This is a genomic window from Pseudomonas syringae pv. tagetis, assembly GCF_022557255.1.
In the GTDB taxonomy this organism is placed as follows: domain Bacteria; phylum Pseudomonadota; class Gammaproteobacteria; order Pseudomonadales; family Pseudomonadaceae; genus Aquipseudomonas; species Aquipseudomonas caricapapayae.
Window position 1 is genome coordinate 831526 of record NZ_CP092923.1, and the last position, 18431, is coordinate 849956.

Sequence of the window (18431 nt, forward strand, 5' to 3'; positions counted from 1 at the left end):
ATTGCGAATCCGTCAGCGAGAAGTGGGCAAAAGGGATTGAGGCGCCTGGGTCGAGCGGGCTTCCATCTGTACGATCTGGTTGAGCAGAGCCGGGATGTCGAGAATCAACGCCACTGCTCCGCTGCCCAGAATCGTCGAGCCGCTGATACCGCGCAGTGCGCCGAACAGCTTGCCCAGAGGTTTGATGACCGTCTGAAACTCGCCCAGCAGGTCATCTACCACCAGCCCGGCCTTATGTTCGGCGTAACGCACCACCACGACGTTCTGGCGACGCGCGGCCGGGCCTTCATGATTGAAATGGTCGCGCAGGTAGACCAGCGGCAGCACTTCGCCACGCAGGTCCAGATAGCCGCTGTCCCGGGTCAGGTGACGATTCTGTTCGTCCAGTTCGATGCATTCCTGCACCATGTCCAGCGGGATGACGTAAGTCGATTGATCGATGCCGACCAGAAAACCGTTGATGATTGCCAGCGTCAGCGGCAGGCGAATGCGCACGATGGTGCCCTCACCGGGCTGGCTGTCCAGGTCTACGGTGCCGCGCAGCAAGGTGATATTGCGCTTGACCACGTCCATGCCGACACCACGCCCCGACAGGTTGGTGACGGCCTCGGCGGTGGAAAAACCGGGTTCGAAGATCAGGTTGTAGATTTCCTGATCAGTGAGGCTTGCGCCAGCTGCCACCAGCCCGCGTTGCTGGGCTTTGTCGAGGATTCGCTCGCGGTTGAGTCCGGCACCGTCATCGGCGATCTCAATGACGATGCTGCCCGAGTCATGGTACGCATTGAGGCTCAAATGGCCTTTGGCCGGTTTGCCTGCCGCACGGCGCGCTTCGGCGCTTTCGATGCCGTGGTCCATGGAGTTGCGCAGCAGGTGCATGAGCGGGTCGCCGATCTTTTCGACGACGGTCTTGTCCAGTTCGGTTTCCGCACCGTTGATAATCAGGTCGATGTCCTTGCCCAGTTCCTGGCTGACATCGCGCACCACGCGGCGGAAACGATTGAACGTGTCGCCTATGGGGATCATGCGCAGGTGCAACGCACCGTCCAGAATTTGCTCGACCAGGCCTGAAACGGTCGAACTGGCTTCCTGAAGCGGGTCGTTGTCACACGAACGGGCCAGCAGATTGGCACCGGCGCTGGCAATGACCAGCTCGCCGACCAGGTTGATCAGTTCATCAAGTTTGTCAGCGTTGACGCGCACATAACGGCCGTCCTTGCTTTTCTGTTCGCTGCCCGAAGAGGGTGGGCGTTCTACTGCCGTAGCCGTAGCGGGCGTGCGCGGCACAGCACGCTGATCGCCCAGCAGTTCGCCGCTGGCAACCGCAGGGCTGTGTCCGGTCTGCGAGACCAGTTCTGTACCGGTTGGCTCGATGCCGTCTGCGGGCTCGTTTATGAGGGTTATTTCTACGGCACAGTCTTCACGTACAAAATCGAAGACTTCATTGATCGCGGCGTGCCCGGCAGAAGAGCGGAAATCGATCTCGAAACCCAGATGACAGGATTCCGGGTCCCACGCTTCCACTGCCGGAATGCTGTCGGTTACCGTCGTGACCTGAACCATCTGCCCCAGGGTATTGAGGTAGCGCAGGAACGACAGCGGGTCCATACCATTACGAAACACATCCACGCCAAAACGCAGCGAGATATGCCATAACCCTTCGGCCGGCGGCTCATCGATCACGTCCGGCGCTCGCGCATCGTCGGCAGGCTGGGCATTGGCGGGGGCCTGATAGACCTGTAATGCCTGGCGCAATGCCGCTTCGCGTTCCAGAGCAGGTGCCTGCAATTGCTCGCCACGGCTGGCCACCACGTCGATCAACTCAAGCATGTGATCGCCGGATTTGAGCAGCACCGCGATCAGCCTCGCGTCAACCGAAACACTGCCCTCACGCAGACGATCCAGCACGTCTTCGACGATGTGAGTAAAACTGACGATGGGCGTCAGCCCGAACAGTCCCGCCGAGCCTTTGATAGTGTGCGCTGCGCGGAAAACTGCGCCAATCGCATCCTGATCGCCGGGTTCGCCTTCGAGCTGCAGGAGGGATTCTTCCATAGCCTGCAAAAGCTCACGCGCTTCAACGATGAACGTTTGCTGTGCCTGATCGAGATTAATACTCACGGTGACTTCCTTGATCGATCACTGGGCAGTACTGCAAATGGACGCGCTACAGCACGACACCCGGATTACATAACTCGAAGGTTTCGCTGACCGCTTTGCTTTGCCCGGTCAAATGCAGCGAAGTCCCGGTCTTGCCGGCTTCTCGCTGGATGACCGCCAGCAATTGCAGGCCCGCACCGTCCATCTCGGTGACCTGCGAAAGGTCCACCTCCAGACGTGCCGCAGCGCCGATCTGTGGCAGCAGTCGGGCAGCAAGTTCGGTCACGGTGTAAATCGTCAGCTCGCCATCTATCTGCACGCGTGCAGTGTCGGTGGCACTCTCGTCTGGCGTCGGCATGCTGGCCTCCAGGGACCGGGGTCTCAGGGCAGGATCAGCTTGGAAACAGCCGCCAGCATTTGTGCTGGCTGGAACGGTTTGACGACCCACGCTTTTGCGCCGGCAGCCTGACCTTCAGCTTTTTTCGATTCCTGAGACTCGGTGGTCAGCATGATGATCGGCGTGAATTTGTAACTGGCCAGCTTCTTCACTTCCTTGACGAACGTGATGCCATCCATATTCGGCATGTTCACGTCGCTGATGATCAGGTGCACTTTCTGCCCGGTCAGCTTGCCCAGTGCATCTTTGCCGTCGCAGGCTTCGATAACGTCGTATCCGGCACTTTTCAACGCGATGCCGACCACCTGCCGGACACTGCTTGAATCGTCGACCACCAAAACACTCTTAGCCATGATCTACTCCTAGAAAAATGTGATTTCCTGCGAATTCTGCTGGGCAGCCGATTCACCGTGGTGAGTACGGCGTTGCTCGTCGGTCGCGTAGGTGGACTCCATACGCGCCAGCCATTGCCGTGCGTCGATGGCGACGGCCTGATCGGGAGACTGGCTGGCCTGCAGCAAGTGCGCATGCAAAGAGTCGATGTTGTCGCGTACGTGGGTCAGGATCTGGCTGACCCGATCCTGAAACTGCAGGTTTACGAGCACCTCGGTCATTTCGTCGCGAATCCCGTAGCTTTCCTGCTTGAGCAGGTCTGCGGATTCGGCCAGGCGACCTGTAATGCTCTGGAAGCGCTCCAGTACGTTCTGGATACTTTGCTCGGAAGCCGCCACCGAATGGCTGTCCTGGTCGGCACCGCTGGAGGCGGCCTGCACCAGTTGCGTGATGGCGTTGTTGATGATGTCGACCTTGGCGGACATCTGCTGACCGGTTTCGCTGGACTTGCTCGACAGGCTGCGCACCGCGTCGGCTACCACGGCGAAACCTCGGCCTGCTTCGCCTGCGCGTGCGGCTTCGATGGCGGCGTTGAGGGCTAGCAGGTTGGTCTGTGCAGCAATGGCGGCAACGTCCGCGGCCATGGTGCGCAATTCGCCAGTGTAGGCGGTCAGGCTGCGAACCTGAGACAGCGTCTGGTCGCGGCTGGCCTGGGTGGCCTTGAGGGAGTCGATTACCTGGCTCAGCTCGCTGTCGCTCTGGGACAGGACTTTCAACGCACCATCGGCGTTCTGACCGTCGAGTTCGCCGGCAGCGTGTTGCGAGGCCTGCACGGTTTCCTGCAAACGCTCGGAAATCCCCATGAAACGGCTGCTCAGCTCGACGATGGCGGTTTCGGTCTGCTGACGTGAGCTTTCAACCTGTTTGGCCCAGATCGGCATGGCACCGAGGAAGATTTCATTGAGTTGGGTACTGGTGGCCGTCGCGGCGCTTTGCCCGCTGTGCGCCTGATGATGGTCCAGCGCTTGAGTCACGGCGCGACGCACTTCATTACGTTGTGACTGAGCAGCCCAGAAAGCAGCGCCAACGCCAATGGCAACAAGGGCAGCGCACGCAACCAGTTCGGCAGGGCGCGTACCCGATTGCGTCAGTATCCAGGCAACGGCAGGTATGACAGGAATCAGGGGAAACCAGATAAAGCGTGGATGGCTTTGCGCAGGAGTACTGCTGAATTGATTCGACATATGGGTTCGATCCCTGAACAGTGCAGCGTGATACACGACTCCCTAGTTATCTGCGTGGCGTAGACGAACTTTATACCTGTGCGGGTGCCTTCCGTCTGATCACTGCGTGTAGAGCCCGATCACTTTAAAAATAGCGGGTATTCAGAACGCTGCAAGTCAGCGTCGGAAGTGGGTTTTCAGGCTTCTGCCCGCAGGACGTGGGAGCGAACTTGTTCGCGAAAGGGCCGGCATAATCGCCGAAAATGCGTCGCCTGAAACACTGTCTTCGCGAACAAGCGAAGCGTCGCCCGTCCGCTCCCACGGCCTCCGGCCAGAATCTAAAGCAGACTTGTATAAAACGCTGAGCGCTGTGGAATGCATTTCGCGACGCTCTGCATCGCAAGAGGACGCAGAGCGTCCAGAGCGGCATGCCGACGCGGAGCGTCGCACGATAGTCGAGGCTATCGCTGCGTACGCTCCAGCGCCGGTATGGCAATAAGCCCGGCGCGGGCTGTTAGTGCAGCTTCATTCGCGGCTCGGTGCCTTTGCCGATCTTGCTGCCCAGCATCAGCATCAGGGTGCGGAAGGTGCCGTACAGCGCCATCTGGTGCATGCGGTACAGCGATACATAAAACATCCGCGCCAGCCAGCCTTCAAGCATCACGCTGCCCATCAGGTTACCCATCAGATTGCCGACTGCCGAGAAGCTCGACAGCGAGATCAGTGACCCGTAGTCCTTGTAGGTGTATTCCGGCAGTGTCTTGCCTTCGATCCGCAGGCGCAGCGATTTGGCCAGGAGTGACGCCTGCTGGTGAGCAGCCTGGGCGCGGGGCGGGACGTTGCGGTCGGTGCCTTTTTGCGGGCAGGCTGCGCAGTCGCCGAACGCGAAGATATTCTCGTCACGGGTGGTTTGCAGCGTCGGCAGCACTTGCAACTGATTGATCCGGTTGCTTTCCAGGCCATCCAGTTCATGCAGAAACGCCGGGGCACGAATACCTGCCGCCCAGACTTTCAAACTGGCCGGGATGAGCTGCCCGGTAGCCGTGATCAAACCATCAGCGGTCACTTCACTGACTGCTGCGTTGGTCAGTACCGTCACACCGAGCTTTTCCAGGGTCTTGTGGACCGGCGCGCCGATGCGTTCTGGCAGCGCAGGCAACACCCGTGGCCCGGCTTCGATCACCGTGATACGCAGGTTTTCCGGTTTGATCTGGCCCAGCCCGTAAGCTGCCAGCTCATGCGCCGCGTTGTGCAGCTCTGCCGCCAGCTCGACACCGGTGGCGCCAGCGCCCACGATGGCCACGGTAATTTCCTGCGCGCTGTCGGCCTGACCGGCGTGGGCGCGCAGGTAGTGGTTGAGCAGTTGCTGGTGAAAACGTTCGGCCTGCTTGCGGCTGTCGAGAAACAGGCAGTGCTCTGCTGCGCCCTTGGTGCCGAAGTCGTTGGTGGTGCTGCCCACCGCGATCACCAGTGAGTCGTAACCCAGGCTGCGCGCCGGAACCAGTTCTGCGCCGTTTTCATCCAGCGTCTCGGCCAGATGAATCTGACGGCTGGCGCGGTCCAGGCCGGTCATGCGCCCGAGCTGGAACTGAAAGTTGTTCCACTTGGCCTGAGCGACGTAGTTCAGCTCGTCCTCATACGAGTTGAGCGAACCGGCAGCCACTTCGTGCAACAGCGGTTTCCAGATATGCGTCAGGTTGGCGTCGACCAGCGTGACACTGGCCGTGCCTTTCTTGCCCAGGGTCTTGCCCAGACTGGTAGCCAGCTCCAGACCGCCAGCGCCTCCGCCAACGATAACAATACGATGCGTCATAAGGATTACTCGGAAGGTTTAAGGAATTCGGGGGGAGCTCGATCTTCGCGAGCGCAAGGCAGCTCATAGCGTCAGAAGGCTCGATAACAGGTTCATCACGGCAATACCGGAATCAGTAGCGGCCTGCGCTCGACTGGATAGCGGTTTGCCTGAAGGTACTCTTCGACACACCTTTGCGGTTCCGGGTTCAGAGGGCTGCTCAATTTATCCGTCGTCTCAGGCGTGCTGGCGGGCAGGGGGCCAGGGATCGGTGACTTCGAGCGGCTCGACCTGCAGCGTGTCATCCAGGCGGATGATTCCGCTTTGTAACACTCGCGCAGTAATTCCACCATGCCCGCGCACCGCTTGAAAGGTGCCGTGGCCGAGGCGCTGCTCAAGCCGCGCACAAGGCTGACACCAGCCGGTGGTTTCGAAAATAGCCTGACCTATTCTGAAACGTCGATTCTTCAGGCTGAACAGGTTGATGCCACTGATCACCAGATTGCGCCGCAAGTCCTGCGGCACGACAGGGTTATCCGCCGCACGGCCCAGCAACGAGCCAATCACGGCCAGATGTTCCCACTGAATCAACGTCACCTGCCGCGCATTACGCGGGCCAGGCCGTGAATGGTCGCCGGTCAGACCCGCTTCGCGACGCGCCTCCACTGCATCCAGCTCGATCATCTCGACCCGCGACTGCGGGCGCACGCCTATCCAGCGCACGCGACCTTGTTGAGGCACATCGGCCAGCAGTTCCTGCAAGGGGCTCATAAACTGATTCCAACATCGAAAACGACACTGCGCCCCAGATTGGTACGCAGAAAATCCGGAGCGCCCGGATGCGCGAACAATACCCGAGCGAAGGTCGGCCCCACCAGCGACAACGAACGCCAGCCCTGACGCAGGTACTCGGTCGGCGGCGGAAAGTGACTGTTGAGGTCCAGAACCTCACGCTTGAGACTGGCGAAGGCGATGATATCCAGCCCGCCCAGATCAATGCCGCGTTCGCGATAGTTGGTGGATTTCTTGCGCAGGGTAGGGGCGAGTCGGTGCAGCAGTTCAGAGGCAGGAATCCGCTTGGGCTTGGCTTCCCGACGTACCAGCTGGCTCAACGAGAACGCGCTTCGTCGTCGCGCCAGTTCCTCGCGCCACTCGTCATTGAGACGCCGCCCCTCGTCGAGTACGAAAAACACCTCGAAACGCCCGTCACGAAACAGCACATCGGGCGGCTCCTGACTGGCGGGGGTGAAGTCCTCATTGCGATGCGCAATGTTCAGCCCCTGCAACAACCGCTGACAAACCCAACGCTCACGCTCCCACTTCCGCGCATTGGACAGAAAGGCGTTGGCTTGTTCGGCCTGGATCGTCAACAGGCGCAGGTAGTCTGAGTCATCCATAGGGGGCTAGCTTAGCGTTCAAGTTGCCATGACTGGAAGAGTGAATGCCGGGGTGTAGACTGGCAATTCATTTTTTGATTGCCTGCCATAAATGCTCGCAGGCGCTGCTTTTATCGAGGATCGATCTGTGAAGCTCCTGCCCATCCTGCTGCTGGCCTTGCTGCCCCTCACCGCCAACGCTCTGCAAGTCGACGAACGTCTATCCTCCTGGACGTTGCTTGATCAATACGACCAGCCCTATACGTTGAATAACCACACGCAAACCCTGCTCGTCGCACGCAGCATGGACGCCGCCAAGCTGGTCAATGCCGCCCTTCAGAACAAGCCCAAAGGCTTTCTGGAATCGCGCCAGACGGTGTTCGTCGCTGACATCCAGAAAATGCCGACCCTCATCGCCAAAATGTTCGCCATCCCCAAAATGCGGGATTACAGCTATCGCGTAATGCTTGATCGAGAAGCGCGCATCGTGCCGCAGTACGCAGGCGATGACGATAAAGTGCTGTGGTTACAGTTGCGCGACGGGCAGTTGGTCAGTCAGCAGCAGTTTGGCAGTGCGGATGCGTTGAGGGCTGCGTTGGAGAAGCCTCAGTCTTGACGGCGTGCTTGCGCACTTGCTTATACATGTACTGCGTTAGGGCAGATTCAGGTTGGGATCAAAGCATGGGTTAGATAAACCTGCCTGATCTGGGGTCGAGCATTTATAAGGCGCTTGCTCACCGCTCAAGGCGATGGCTATGAAAATAGACTGTGCCGCTTTCAATTTTTTTGCCGTGTGTATAGCGCGTGGTAGATTTCCATTCAGTCGCCTAAAGCTTTTCTGTCCAGCGCCGAAGGCATGAAAAGCCAGTCAAATGGTACTCAGGGTTTCTTCTCACATGGATCGTAAATGAAGCTATTTTTCTCTCTGGGTCGGGCGATCTTGATCTGCATTTTTACCTACGCACAAGCGTTCTGTGCCTGTTCAACGCCAAATGCCTGCGGGCGAATGTGGCGGGTGATGAGGGTCTCTAAACATGTATTCAGGAAGCGGATATTGAAAGCTGATGCACTCTTCGCCGGCTTTTTGTTCTTTTGTCTTTCAACGAGTGCATTGGCATCAATGCAGAAGGGCCTGGATGCGTACAGTCAAGGACTGTATCAGCAAGCATTTTCTCTCTTCCAAAAAGAGGCTGCAAAAGGCAATGCTCAGGCCGAGTACTACATCGGGTTGCAGTATGAGGAGGGTAAAGGTGTCTCCAAAGATGCGATAAAGGCCTTTGAGAATATCTCTGCCGCCGCACAACAACGGCTGGTGCTGGCTCAATACAGGTTAGGTTTTTTTTACGAAAACGGTGTTGGCACAGCTGTAAATCTAGCAAAGGCTGCTGAGTTTTATAAGGTCGCTGCGGAACAAGGTTTGCCTGCTGCGCAGTCCCGATACGCACTTATGCTTGGCGAAGGAAGAGGCGTAGAAAAAGATGAAGCGTCAGCGGTAGACTTCATACAGCGTGCCGCTGACAGCGGTGATGCCGAGGCGTTGAATATTCTGGGCGTGGGATACATCGAAGGTCGTGGTGTCGACCGTGATGCGGCCAAAGGTTTTCGCTTTCTCAAATTGGCAGCCGAGAAGGGCGACACCCTTGCGCAACGAAACCTGGCTAAAAGCCTCGCGGACGGAAAGGGCGTCGAGAGAGATGAGCGTGAGGCATTTAAATGGTATGAAAAATCCGCTGCGGGAAACGACCCTGTCGGTCAACTGGCGCTGGGCCAAGCCTATGAGTATGGCGCAGGTGTAGAACAGGATTATAAAAGCGCCCTTGCCTGGTATAGGCGTAGCGCTTCAGCTGACTATGCCCCTGCGCAGTACAAGATTGGGTATTTTTCTATCGTTGGCAAAGGAGTGGCGACGGACTACACAGAGGCTCGTTATTGGCTTGGGCTCGCAGCTACTCAAGGGCTTGCCGTTGCGCAGGCGGATCTTGCAAGTCTTTTTGAATCGGGCCGTGGCGGTGCTGTTGATAACGCCGCAGCTGCAAAGTGGTACCGATTAGCGGCTGCTCAAAATATGCCGCGTGCCCAGTATCAGCTTGCGCGCATGCTGAAAGAGGGGCGTGGTGTCGAACGTAACTATGCAGAAGCGCTGCTGTATTTTCGTGCGCTCTCTGCGGAGCGAATTGCCTATGCGGAAAACGAGTTAGGCAACATGTACAAACATGGCTATGGTGTTCCCCAGGATTACCCGAAAGCTATGGATTGGTACTGGAAGGCAGCGGAGCAGGACGACGCCGCCGCTTTCGCGAACCTCAGCTTAATCTATGGGAAAGGTTTGGGCGTTTCGAAAAATTCAGTGATTAGCTATGCCTTGATGAAATGCGCGTCTAGCATAAATCCTGACAGCAAGGTCTACAAAGACGCAATACGTAAGGTTGTCGAGGAGATGGATCTCGGGAAGACTATCGATGGAGACAGACTGTCGCACGAGGTTTGTAGAAGCAAGAGCGTTGCTATTGGTAACTACCTGAAATAGACTTTTTTGCGCAGTTTATTAGCGCGCTGGTAGAAGCGTCATGTGGGGCTGAAAAGGCTGATGTGGCAGTGAAGGTAAAATTATCCTGAAGCAGGAACCTGGCAGTGTTTATTTTGGGTTTGGTGGTTTACGTGTTGGGCGGTATAGGTCTCTATTATGTGACTGGGCATTTAAGAGCTACGGGTGAGATAATGGACGCCATGTATGCTTGGATTTTTCTTGACGCGGGAGTTCAGATATCGGTCTATCAGTTTACGTGCTTTGGGTGGTCAACAGTATGTCACGCTTGTTGGAGTACATTTTTCTCACGACGGGGTGTGGTGTGGGTGGAGAGTATAAGTTTTTCAAACGTTATTTGTTTATTTTTTAGAATGCTCGGTTATTTATTTTTCTGTCTTTTTATTCTGGGGATTGTTGGAGTGGGGGTTGCCAAGAGACCTTTTTCTGACTTTCATCAATTCTTTTCCATACTGATTCCCTGTCTTTTGCTGGGCGGCTGGGTTTGGTCTGCACGAGATATTCTGATTGCTGTTTCTGGGGGCAAGAAAAGGGGGCGGGTGAATATACCCTCGAGAGGCTGACCACAGCCGCTTGGAGTCAGGCGACTGTGAGACAGCCTTCGTGTGCAACTCGGATCGTCGCTCTAGTCACTCGTCCGTTGGCAAGAAGAGAGTTGTCTGGGACCGTGTCGATCAATGCCCCCGATGCGGAGCCTCCAGATCACCTGAGAACAACTCATCCTCAGCATCCGGACTCACCGGAATCGCATGCTCTTCAGAAGCCCAGGCTCCCAGGTCGATCAGTTTGCAGCGTTCTGAGCAGAACGGGCGGCTTGGACTGGCCGCGCTCCATTCCACAGGGGCGTCGCAGGTTGGGCATTGAACGGTCATTGGTTGGCTCATGATTGGCCTCCACGCAAAGTAAGGTAAAAGTGGTGCAGCCGCTCGACCTCGCTGATCAGCCAGTCAGGGTCGCGGTCGTTGACCAGCACATCGTCAGCATGACGCAGGCGGTCTTCACGTTGGATCTGCACCTTGAGAATGGCTTCGACCTGCTCCTGGCTGGAGCTGTCGCGCAGCATGGTGCGTTCTATCTGCAGGTGCGCCGGAGCATCGATCACCAGCAGCCGCTGAACCATGCGGTATTGCCCGGACTCGACCAGCAGTGGCGAGACCAGAATGGCATACGGCGATTTGGCCTTGGCCAGATGGCTGACGATTTCCTGATTGATCAACGGATGCAGCAGCGCTTCCAGCCAGCGCCGCTGCTCGGGGTTTTCGAAGATCAGCTTGCGCAGCGCGCCACGATCCAGCTCGCCGCTGGCCTGCAACACGCCCTTGCCGAAATGCGCGGCTATCTGTTCCAGCGCCGGGCGCCCCGGTTCGACCACCCAGCGGGCGGCGTGGTCGGCATCCACGGTGTCGATGCCAAGGTCGATAAAGCACTGTGCCGCTGCACTTTTACCGCTACCAATGCCGCCAGTCAGGCCAAGAATCCAGGGTTTTTGATCGGGGTGAGTCATCTGAAACCGGCAAACTGCATGTAAGAGTCGGTTATTTGACCACCCCAGAGCAAAGCGATCCACCCCGCAATGGCCAGATAAGGACCAAAGGGGATCGGCGTACCGCTTTCGACCCTGCGCACACGCATCATGATCACCCCCAGCACCGCGCCCACCAGCGACGACAGCAGGATGGTCAACGGTAGAATCTGCCAGCCGCCCCACGCGCCAAGCATGGCCAGCAACTTGAAGTCGCCATAACCCATGCCTTCCTTGCCGGTCACCAGCTTGAACAGCCAGAACACCGACCACAGCGCCAGATAGCCGGCCACCGCTCCCCATAGCGCATCATTCAGCGAGGTGAACAGCCCGAAAGCGTTGACGATCAGGCCCAGCCACAGCAATGGCAGCACCAGAGAATCAGGTAACAGCTGGTGATCAGCGTCGATCAGACTCATCGCCAGCAGCCCCCAGCTCAACACCAGCATCGCCGGCGCCTGCCAGCCGTAGCCGAAATGCCAGGCGACGTAGGCTGATAACACTGCGCAGGTCAGCTCGACCAGCGGGTAGCGTTTGCTGATCGGCGCTTTGCACTGCGAGCATTTACCGCGCAGCAGCAGATAGCTGATGACCGGCAGATTTTCCCACGGGCGGATTTTGTGCGCGCAGTGCGGGCAACTGGAGCGGGGGCGGTTCAGGTTGAAGGCAGGCTGATCGGGTTCGGCGGGCAGGCCGAGCATTTCGCGGGATTGGGCTTTCCAGTCGCGCTCCATCATTAGTGGCAGGCGGTAGACGACCACGTTGAGGAAGCTTCCGATGATGAGGCCGAGGATGCAGCAGGTGGTGACGAAGGCCAGGGGGGAGCTGGCCAGTAGGTCGAGGAGAGGCATTTCAGACAACGTCTCCGAGCTTGAAAATCGGTAAGTACATTGCTATGACCAATCCGCCCACTACCACACCGAGAACGGCCATAATCATAGGTTCCATAAGGCTGGTCAGACTGTCTACCATATTGTCGACCTCATCCTCATAATAAGTTGCGACCTTATCCAACATATTATCCAACGCACCAGACTCTTCTCCAATGGCAGTCATCTGAATTGCTAAACTGGGAAAAACTCCAGTAGAGCGCATTGAGAAATTAAGCTGCATTCCGGTGGACACGTCTTGCTTAACCTTGTTCACAGCGTTTCTGAACACCACGTTGCCCGTTGCCCCTGCGACAGAGTCGAGAGCCTCTACTAGCGGAACTCCAGCGGCAAAAGTTGTTGCGAGCGTGCGGGCATAACGCGCTACTGATGACTTAAAAATCAGCGGCCCAATGATGGGGACTTTCAGCAAAAGACGGTCAAGGCTGTCGCGAAATTTCTGAGACTTATTATAAGCACGTTTGAATATGAAAATGCTGAAGAAAAACATGCCTGCAATCGCCAGCCACCATTTCTGCACAATCTCTGAAAGACTTATAACCATCAATGTGAACGTAGGGAGTTCTGCACCAAAGCCTGCAAAAACTGACTGAAACTGCGGAACTACTTTAATTAATAGAATGCCGGACACAATAAGTGCAACGATTAAAACAGCAGCGGGGTAGGTCATGGCTTTCTTTATTTTTGCTTTGAGCTTTTCTGTCTTTTCTTTGTAGCTTGCTACTCGATCCAGCAGACTCTCAAGAGCACCAGCTTGCTCGCCCGCATCCACGAGGTTGCAAAAGAGATCATCAAAGTACTCGGGCTTTTGCCGCAAAGCCGTTGCAAAACTGTTACCTGCTGATACTTCTTGTTTGAGTGAGCCTACCAGCGCTCGCATATTCGGATTTTCTGCACCCTCACCGATAATATCGAACGACTGTAGCAGCGGAACTCCGGCTTTCATCATCGTCGCCATTTGCCGAGAGAAAAAAGCGATGTCTAGAGGCTTGATTTTTTTACCCTTGCCGAAGATCGAGGCAGCTTTTTTGCGCACCTTGGTAGGGTTGACACCCTGTTTACGCAATTGTGCTTTGATAAGCGCCGGATTGTGGCCGCTTAATTCTCCGCTAAGTTTGACGCCTTTTTTGTCCACGCCTTCCCATGTGTAAACGATGACTTTGACTGCCTTGCTGGCCATGTTTAATCCTTGGTCACGCGGTTGACTTCTTCAAGGCTGGTGATGCCCTGCATGGCTTTCGAAAGCCCTGATGTGCGAAGGTCATTGAAACCGTCCTTGCGCATCTGTCTAGAGATCTCCAGCGAGTTGCCTTCTTCCATGATGATGCGTTCCAGTTCCGGTGTTTTCTTGACCACTTCGTAAATGCCCACCCTGCCTCGGTAACCCCCGTTGCAGTGCTCACAGCCCACCGGGCCGTATATCTTGAAATTGCCGATTTTCTCTTCTGGAAAACCTTCCTGAATAAGTGTCTCGCGAGGAATATCCAATTCTTTCTTGCAGTGGCTGCACAGCTTACGTGCCAGCCGTTGCGCAATAATCAGGTTGATTGCCGTAGCAATGTTGAATGCCGCGACACCCATATGATGCAGTCGAGTCAGCGTTTCCGCTGCGCTGTTGGTGTGCAGTGTGGAAAGCACCATATGCCCGGTCTGCGAGGCTTTGATGGCAATTTCTGCCGTTTCCAAGTCTCGTATCTCACCGACCATTATCACGTCGGGATCTTGACGCAGGAACGCGCGCAATGCTTGAGAAAAGTCTAGCCCCTGACGCGGGTTGACGTTGACCTGATTGATACCTTCTAGGTTGATCTCTACCGGGTCTTCGGCCGTGGATATATTGATGTCCACAGTATTGAGGATATTCAGACCGGTATACAGAGAAACGGTCTTGCCGGAACCCGTGGGGCCGGTCACTAGAATCATGCCCTGCGGCTGTTTCAGCGCCTCCAGATACAGTGCTTTTTGCTCTGGCTCGTAGCCCAGAGCATCGATGCCCATCTGTGCGCTGGTCGGGTCGAGAATCCGCATCACGATTTTCTCGCCCCATAGAGTGGGCAAGGTATTCATACGAAAATCAATAGCTTTGGTTTTGGACATTCGTAACTTGACCCGGCCGTCCTGTGGTTTGCGCCGTTCCGAAATGTCGAGGCTCGCCATGACTTTCAGGCGTGCAGCAATACGATTTGCCAGATGAATCGGCGGCCTGGCAACCTCATGCAAAATGCCATCGGTACGCAGGCGCACGCGAAAGATCTTTTCGTAGGGCTCGAAATGTAGATCGGACGATCCTAACCGGATGGCATCCAACAGCATTTTGTTGACGAAACGGACCACCGGGGCATCGTCAGCGTCATTCTGCGTCGCGAGGGACGTTTCCTTACCATCAGCCGGTTCGATATCCACACCCAGATCGACATCTTCCAGATTGCCCAGACCGCTATCACTGTCAAAAAATCGATCTATCGCAGTGGTCAGCTTGTCATCTTCGACCAGAATCGCTTCGGTGTTTAGGCCAGTACTGAACTGAATATCGGTCACAGCCTGATGATTGGTCGGATCCGATATGCCAATGAACAGCTTGTTACCTCGTCGCCAGAGCGGCAGGGCGTGATGCTGCCGAACCAGCTTTTCACTCACTAGACCTTTAGGCTGGCTTTCCTTGTCCAGGCTGGCGAGGTCCATGAACGGCACGCCGAACTGATCAGAAGCCAATTCCGCCAGCGTGAGGCTTTTGACCAGCTTGTTCTGAACCAGATAGCTCACCAACGAAATCTTGTCGCGGCGCGCCTGTTGATACGCTTGCTGCGCAACAGGTTCAGTAAGGAGCTCGGCGAGGACCAATTGCTTGGCCAAACCAGTGAGGACAGCATCAGTCATAAAACCACCAGACACAGACAATGGGTGGGTTATAGCGCAGTCGGGCGGTGCTGCCAAATGGCAGTGCGGGATGTGACGTAAATTGTCAGTTTCTGCGGATTACGGAGCAACCTGATGCCACGGATAACGGCTTTCCAAATGGTTCGCAACGCATTGCACTTTGGCACGCCGTGTGCTTTAGGTGGATCAAGGCACTAAAAACTGACGCCTCGGAGAAGTAAGCTATGAAAACACAAAAAGGTTTTACGTTGATCGAGCTGATGATCGTAGTGGCGATCATCGGGATTCTGGCTGCGGTGGCACTGCCTGCATATCAGAATTACACCAGAAAAGCGGCTTACACAGAGGTCGTGTTGGCTATGGACGCCGTTAAATCTGCCGTCGCCGTTTGCTATGCGCAGACGACTGACCTCACCGCATGCGATACTGCAGCAAAATTAGGCATCACTCTTCCAACCGCCACCCCAGGTGCTTTGGCTAGCGTTGGTATTACGGCTACAACAGCGGTTATCACCGGTACACCTAATGCTTACAAGGGCATTGCTGCTGCGGATACCTGCATATTGACCCCTACCCGCTTGGTTGGTAACACCGACGTTCTTACTTGGCAGTACAGCGGTGGTTGTTTGACACAGGGTTACGTGAAAAACTAATTCCAACATGCAGCTAATCGCGCCTCTTTAATGTTAGCGTTAAAGAGGCCGATTTAGATAGCCTGTTAGCACAGGATTGTCTTTGCTATAAGTTTGTAGGGGGCAGTTCTCAGTATTAATCAGAGAAAAATTTCGATCTATGCTGGTCGAGCCTTCTCTCTTTGCTTTTTTTTTCAGGCAAGTATTTCAAACTCAAGACTGTATCTGTTGCTTGCAACTAACGGAATTTAATTCTCAAGTCGCACACCATCTGCCACGTCCTTCCCCCGCTTCAACCTCAACCGATATTCAATCTTCGCAATCGCCGGCAGCAACTCCAATTTCAACTCCGAAAGACTGTACTCCGCAGGAGGTGGCGAAGTCGCCAGCACCGTCCGAACAACCACACCTTTATCTCCCACCTCTTCAAGCCTACCGACAGTATCTTTGCCGAAATACCGGGGATGTCGACGCGCAGTTCGCCGAATCGCCGAGGCCCACCACTTTAACTCCACAGCAAATTTGGAGTCCAGACACCGCTCAGGAGCCACATGCACGCCGCTATCGCGCATTCGGGGACGGGATGGTTGACTTGCTTTTGCGCATTTTCAATGACATGGCAGGGTTTTCCTTGTCGGATCGCGAGTTTCCAGAGCGTAACCAGGTTACATAACGGCAACCGGAGAACTAGAGTAACCTTAAGTTACCAGCTATAAAAAGTTATCTGAGTGCTAGGATCTGGTCATTCTCAGCCACCGGAACAATCACCTATGAAGCTTTACTACTCACCTGGCTCCTGTTCGCTTGCTGCTCACATCGTGTTGCACGAAGCGGGTGTCGCTCACGAATTGGTCAAGGTCAATCTGCGGCAGCATACGATTGAATCCGGCGATGACTATTACGCGATCAACCCCAAAGGGCTGTTCCTGCGTTGGGGTTGGATGGCGGTGCTGTTCTGACTGAAGGCAATATCTGGGTGACCACTTCGTACCAATGCTGGTGCCAGCCAACGGGACGCTGGAGCGCGCAAGGCTGCAGGAGATACTCAATTATCTGGCTGCTGAATATCACAAGGCCTGGACACCGCTTTTCTATTTGGCGAAGGGGGTGGATGCCACCGACGCCCAGCGCCCGGTCATCGCCAAACAAACCTACTTGAATGGTCTGCTGGCGAATGGTCTTGATTACCTGCTGGGTAACGATTTCAGCGTTGCCGACACCTACCTGTTCGCGGTAACACGCTGGCCTGTCAATTTTGGCATTTCGCTGGAAGCGCAACCTGCTTTGCAAGCGTTCGTGGCGCGAGTAGAAGCACGTCCATCCGTCAAGGCTGTACTGAAAGCGAAGGGTTTGCCCAAACTGTTCAACAAGACCTGAGCCTGCTTAAGACTCAGGTTAGACTCACCTTTTAAACAATAGCGCCCCCGGCGGATGTGCTTCGTTGCGGGCGCTTTGATTCGATTACTTGGTGTTATCACGATGGCATCGTAGGAAATTTCAGCTTTTGCATTAGGTCACTTCCTGATCCGCTTCGGTTATCAAAACGTCCGTTGATTGATATCCGAATCAAGCCCAGAATTACTCTCCTGATTACCCTACACATGAAGAGAGGAGCTATGAACACCACTACATCACCCAGCCGCCTCCTCGGTGTGGGCCTATACACCCCAGCAGAAGCGTCCTCATACACCGGCATTCCGGCGAAAGACATTCGCAGATGGATGTTCGGCTATAGCGCGGCAGGCGTCGATCACCCCGGCCTCTGGACGCCAGAGGTCGCATTTCTGGACGACAAGCTGCTCGGCTTCCACGACCTGCTGGAAATTCGCTTTGTCCATGCGTTTCGCCAGCACGGCGTCAGCTTGCAAGCGATCCGCAGCGCCTCGTTACAAGCCAGAGAAATGTTCGGCCAGCTCTACCCGTTTACGTGCAGACGTTTTCAAACTGACGGACGAGATATTTTCGCGACCGTTCTGTATGAAACGGGTGATGAGGCGCTTCTGGATCTGGTGAAGCGGCAATACGCGTTCAAGCAGGTCATTACGCCCTCTCTGTACGAGGGCATTGATTACGCAGGTGAAGAGTCGGCAAAGCGCTGGTATCCATTAAAGCGAAGCAAGGCAGTTGTTTTGGACCCGGCAAGGAATTTTGGCAAACCGGTGTTGGCAACGACGGGAATCGACACAGCAGCGATCTATCATTCTTATCTGGCTGAAGGCCAGAACGCGAAGCGTGTAGCGTTACTTTATGAGATTCCGCCTGCAGCAGTGGAAGCCGCAGTCAATTTTGAGCACAGGATCGCGGCTTGAATTTTTTGATCGATAACAATCTGCCGCCCGCTATCGCCAGAGCGCTCAATGAGCTGACAAAGAGTGAAGGTCACTCAGTGGTATCGCTGCGTGAAAGATTCCCTGCCAACTCCGCTGATATTGACTGGGTGACCCATCTCAAAAAAGAAGGCGGTTGGGCGGTCGTGTCTCAGGACAAGTTTTCCAAGGGAGACGCTGAGCGTCGGGCATTCCGGGAGTGTGGGATGCCCATTTTCTGCCTTGCCAGGCAATGGGGGAAAATGACCTACTGGAACAAGGCAGAAAACCTGGTCAGGTGGTGGCCTTCAATTACCGAGCAGGCTTTGTTAATCGAAGGCGGCGCAGCCTTTCGTGTGCCATGGACGTTTTCTGCGGCCCGCAAGTTCCAGCAGCTCCATATATAGCCCGATCATAGACCGGGCTTTTCGCAGTATCTAA

The 18431-nt window shown here is 55.6% G+C and carries 18 protein-coding genes and 2 pseudogenes; 7 read left to right on the forward strand and 13 right to left on the reverse strand.

Going from position 1 to position 18431, the window contains the following annotated elements:
* Window positions 1-12: 12 nt before the first annotated feature.
* From MME58_RS03690 to MME58_RS03720, 7 genes are all read right to left on the reverse strand, one after another.
* Window positions 13-2118 carry a chemotaxis protein CheA gene (locus MME58_RS03690; RefSeq protein WP_055005973.1) on the reverse strand — a complete coding sequence of 702 codons (2106 nt, stop codon included), beginning with the start codon at window positions 2116-2118 and terminating at the stop codon, window positions 13-15.
* A gap of 46 nt (window positions 2119-2164) precedes the next feature.
* Window positions 2165-2455 (reverse strand): STAS domain-containing protein, encoded by a 291-nt coding sequence (locus MME58_RS03695; RefSeq protein ID WP_054988348.1) that lies wholly within the window; start codon window positions 2453-2455, stop codon window positions 2165-2167.
* Between the two features lie 23 nt (window positions 2456-2478).
* Window positions 2479-2847, reverse strand: a complete 369-nt coding sequence (locus tag MME58_RS03700) for a response regulator (RefSeq protein WP_002553206.1) — start codon at window positions 2845-2847, stop codon at window positions 2479-2481.
* A gap of 9 nt (window positions 2848-2856) precedes the next feature.
* Window positions 2857-4071 carry a methyl-accepting chemotaxis protein gene (locus tag MME58_RS03705; RefSeq protein WP_055005974.1) on the reverse strand — a complete coding sequence of 405 codons (1215 nt, stop codon included), beginning with the start codon at window positions 4069-4071 and terminating at the stop codon, window positions 2857-2859.
* A 493-nt stretch (window positions 4072-4564) separates the two neighbouring features.
* Window positions 4565-5863, reverse strand: a complete 1299-nt coding sequence (locus MME58_RS03710) for an NAD(P)/FAD-dependent oxidoreductase (protein WP_054988350.1) — start codon at window positions 5861-5863, stop codon at window positions 4565-4567.
* 216 nt (window positions 5864-6079) lie between these two features.
* Window positions 6080-6613 (reverse strand): MOSC domain-containing protein, encoded by a 534-nt coding sequence (locus tag MME58_RS03715; protein WP_055005975.1) that lies wholly within the window; start codon window positions 6611-6613, stop codon window positions 6080-6082.
* Entirely contained in the window at window positions 6610-7239 is a 630-nt protein-coding gene (locus tag MME58_RS03720; RefSeq protein ID WP_003345130.1) for a DUF1780 domain-containing protein, read from the reverse strand. The genes MME58_RS03715 and MME58_RS03720 overlap by 4 nt, the downstream gene beginning before the upstream one ends.
* A gap of 127 nt (window positions 7240-7366) precedes the next feature.
* Here MME58_RS03720 and MME58_RS03725 point away from each other — a divergent pair, with 127 nt between their 5' ends.
* The 3 genes from MME58_RS03725 to MME58_RS03735 all read left to right on the forward strand — a co-directional run bounded on the left by MME58_RS03725 (window position 7367) and on the right by MME58_RS03735 (window position 10326).
* Entirely contained in the window at window positions 7367-7834 is a 468-nt protein-coding gene (locus tag MME58_RS03725; protein ID WP_055005980.1) for a hypothetical protein, read from the forward strand.
* Window positions 7835-8224: 390 nt separating this feature from the next.
* Window positions 8225-9745 (forward strand): SEL1-like repeat protein, encoded by a 1521-nt coding sequence (locus tag MME58_RS03730; RefSeq protein ID WP_055005981.1) that lies wholly within the window; start codon window positions 8225-8227, stop codon window positions 9743-9745.
* A 104-nt stretch (window positions 9746-9849) separates the two neighbouring features.
* Window positions 9850-10326, forward strand: a complete 477-nt coding sequence (locus MME58_RS03735) for a hypothetical protein (RefSeq protein ID WP_241409118.1) — start codon at window positions 9850-9852, stop codon at window positions 10324-10326.
* Window positions 10327-10437: 111 nt separating this feature from the next.
* Here the strand turns inward: MME58_RS03735 and yacG are convergent, their stop codons facing one another.
* Genes yacG through pilB form a run of 5 tightly spaced genes read right to left on the reverse strand, consistent with a single transcriptional unit; the run spans window position 10438 to window position 15052 of the window.
* A complete protein-coding gene (yacG, locus tag MME58_RS03740; RefSeq protein WP_002552020.1) occupies window positions 10438-10647 on the reverse strand; it encodes a DNA gyrase inhibitor YacG in 210 nt (69 codons plus the stop codon).
* Entirely contained in the window at window positions 10644-11267 is a 624-nt protein-coding gene (gene coaE, locus MME58_RS03745; RefSeq protein ID WP_055007274.1) for a dephospho-CoA kinase, read from the reverse strand. Before coaE ends, yacG begins: the two co-directional genes overlap by 4 nt.
* Window positions 11264-12136: a prepilin peptidase gene (locus MME58_RS03750; protein ID WP_055007275.1), complete on the reverse strand. Its 873-nt coding sequence runs from the start codon at window positions 12134-12136 to the stop codon at window positions 11264-11266. The genes coaE and MME58_RS03750 overlap by 4 nt, the downstream gene beginning before the upstream one ends.
* 1 nt (window position 12137) lies before the next feature.
* Window positions 12138-13355, reverse strand: coding sequence for a type II secretion system F family protein (locus MME58_RS03755; protein ID WP_055007276.1), 1218 nt, complete (start codon window positions 13353-13355; stop codon window positions 12138-12140).
* Window positions 13356-13357: 2 nt separating this feature from the next.
* The gene (gene pilB / locus MME58_RS03760; RefSeq protein ID WP_055007277.1) at window positions 13358-15052 is read right to left on the reverse strand and encodes a type IV-A pilus assembly ATPase PilB; all 1695 of its coding nucleotides are present in this window, start codon (window positions 15050-15052) and stop codon (window positions 13358-13360) included.
* Between the two features lie 224 nt (window positions 15053-15276).
* On the opposite strand from pilB, the gene MME58_RS03765 reads away from it, so the two are divergent.
* Entirely contained in the window at window positions 15277-15705 is a 429-nt protein-coding gene (locus tag MME58_RS03765) for a pilin (RefSeq protein WP_055007278.1), read from the forward strand.
* Window positions 15706-15932: 227 nt separating this feature from the next.
* On the opposite strand, the pseudogene MME58_RS27540 reads toward MME58_RS03765, so the two are convergent.
* Window positions 15933-16302 (reverse strand): annotated as a pseudogene (locus tag MME58_RS27540) (winged helix-turn-helix transcriptional regulator).
* A 152-nt stretch (window positions 16303-16454) separates the two neighbouring features.
* On the opposite strand from MME58_RS27540, the pseudogene MME58_RS27545 reads away from it, so the two are divergent.
* From MME58_RS27545 to MME58_RS03790, 3 genes and pseudogenes are all read left to right on the forward strand, one after another.
* Window positions 16455-17061: pseudogene (locus MME58_RS27545) on the forward strand (glutathione S-transferase family protein).
* 239 nt (window positions 17062-17300) lie between these two features.
* Window positions 17301-17993: a DUF433 domain-containing protein gene (locus MME58_RS03785; protein ID WP_055007280.1), complete on the forward strand. Its 693-nt coding sequence runs from the start codon at window positions 17301-17303 to the stop codon at window positions 17991-17993.
* On the forward strand, window positions 17990-18397 hold the full coding sequence (locus MME58_RS03790) for a PIN-like domain-containing protein (RefSeq protein ID WP_055007281.1): 408 nt from the start codon (window positions 17990-17992) through the stop codon (window positions 18395-18397). Before MME58_RS03785 ends, MME58_RS03790 begins: the two co-directional genes overlap by 4 nt.
* Window positions 18398-18431 lie beyond the last annotated feature (34 nt).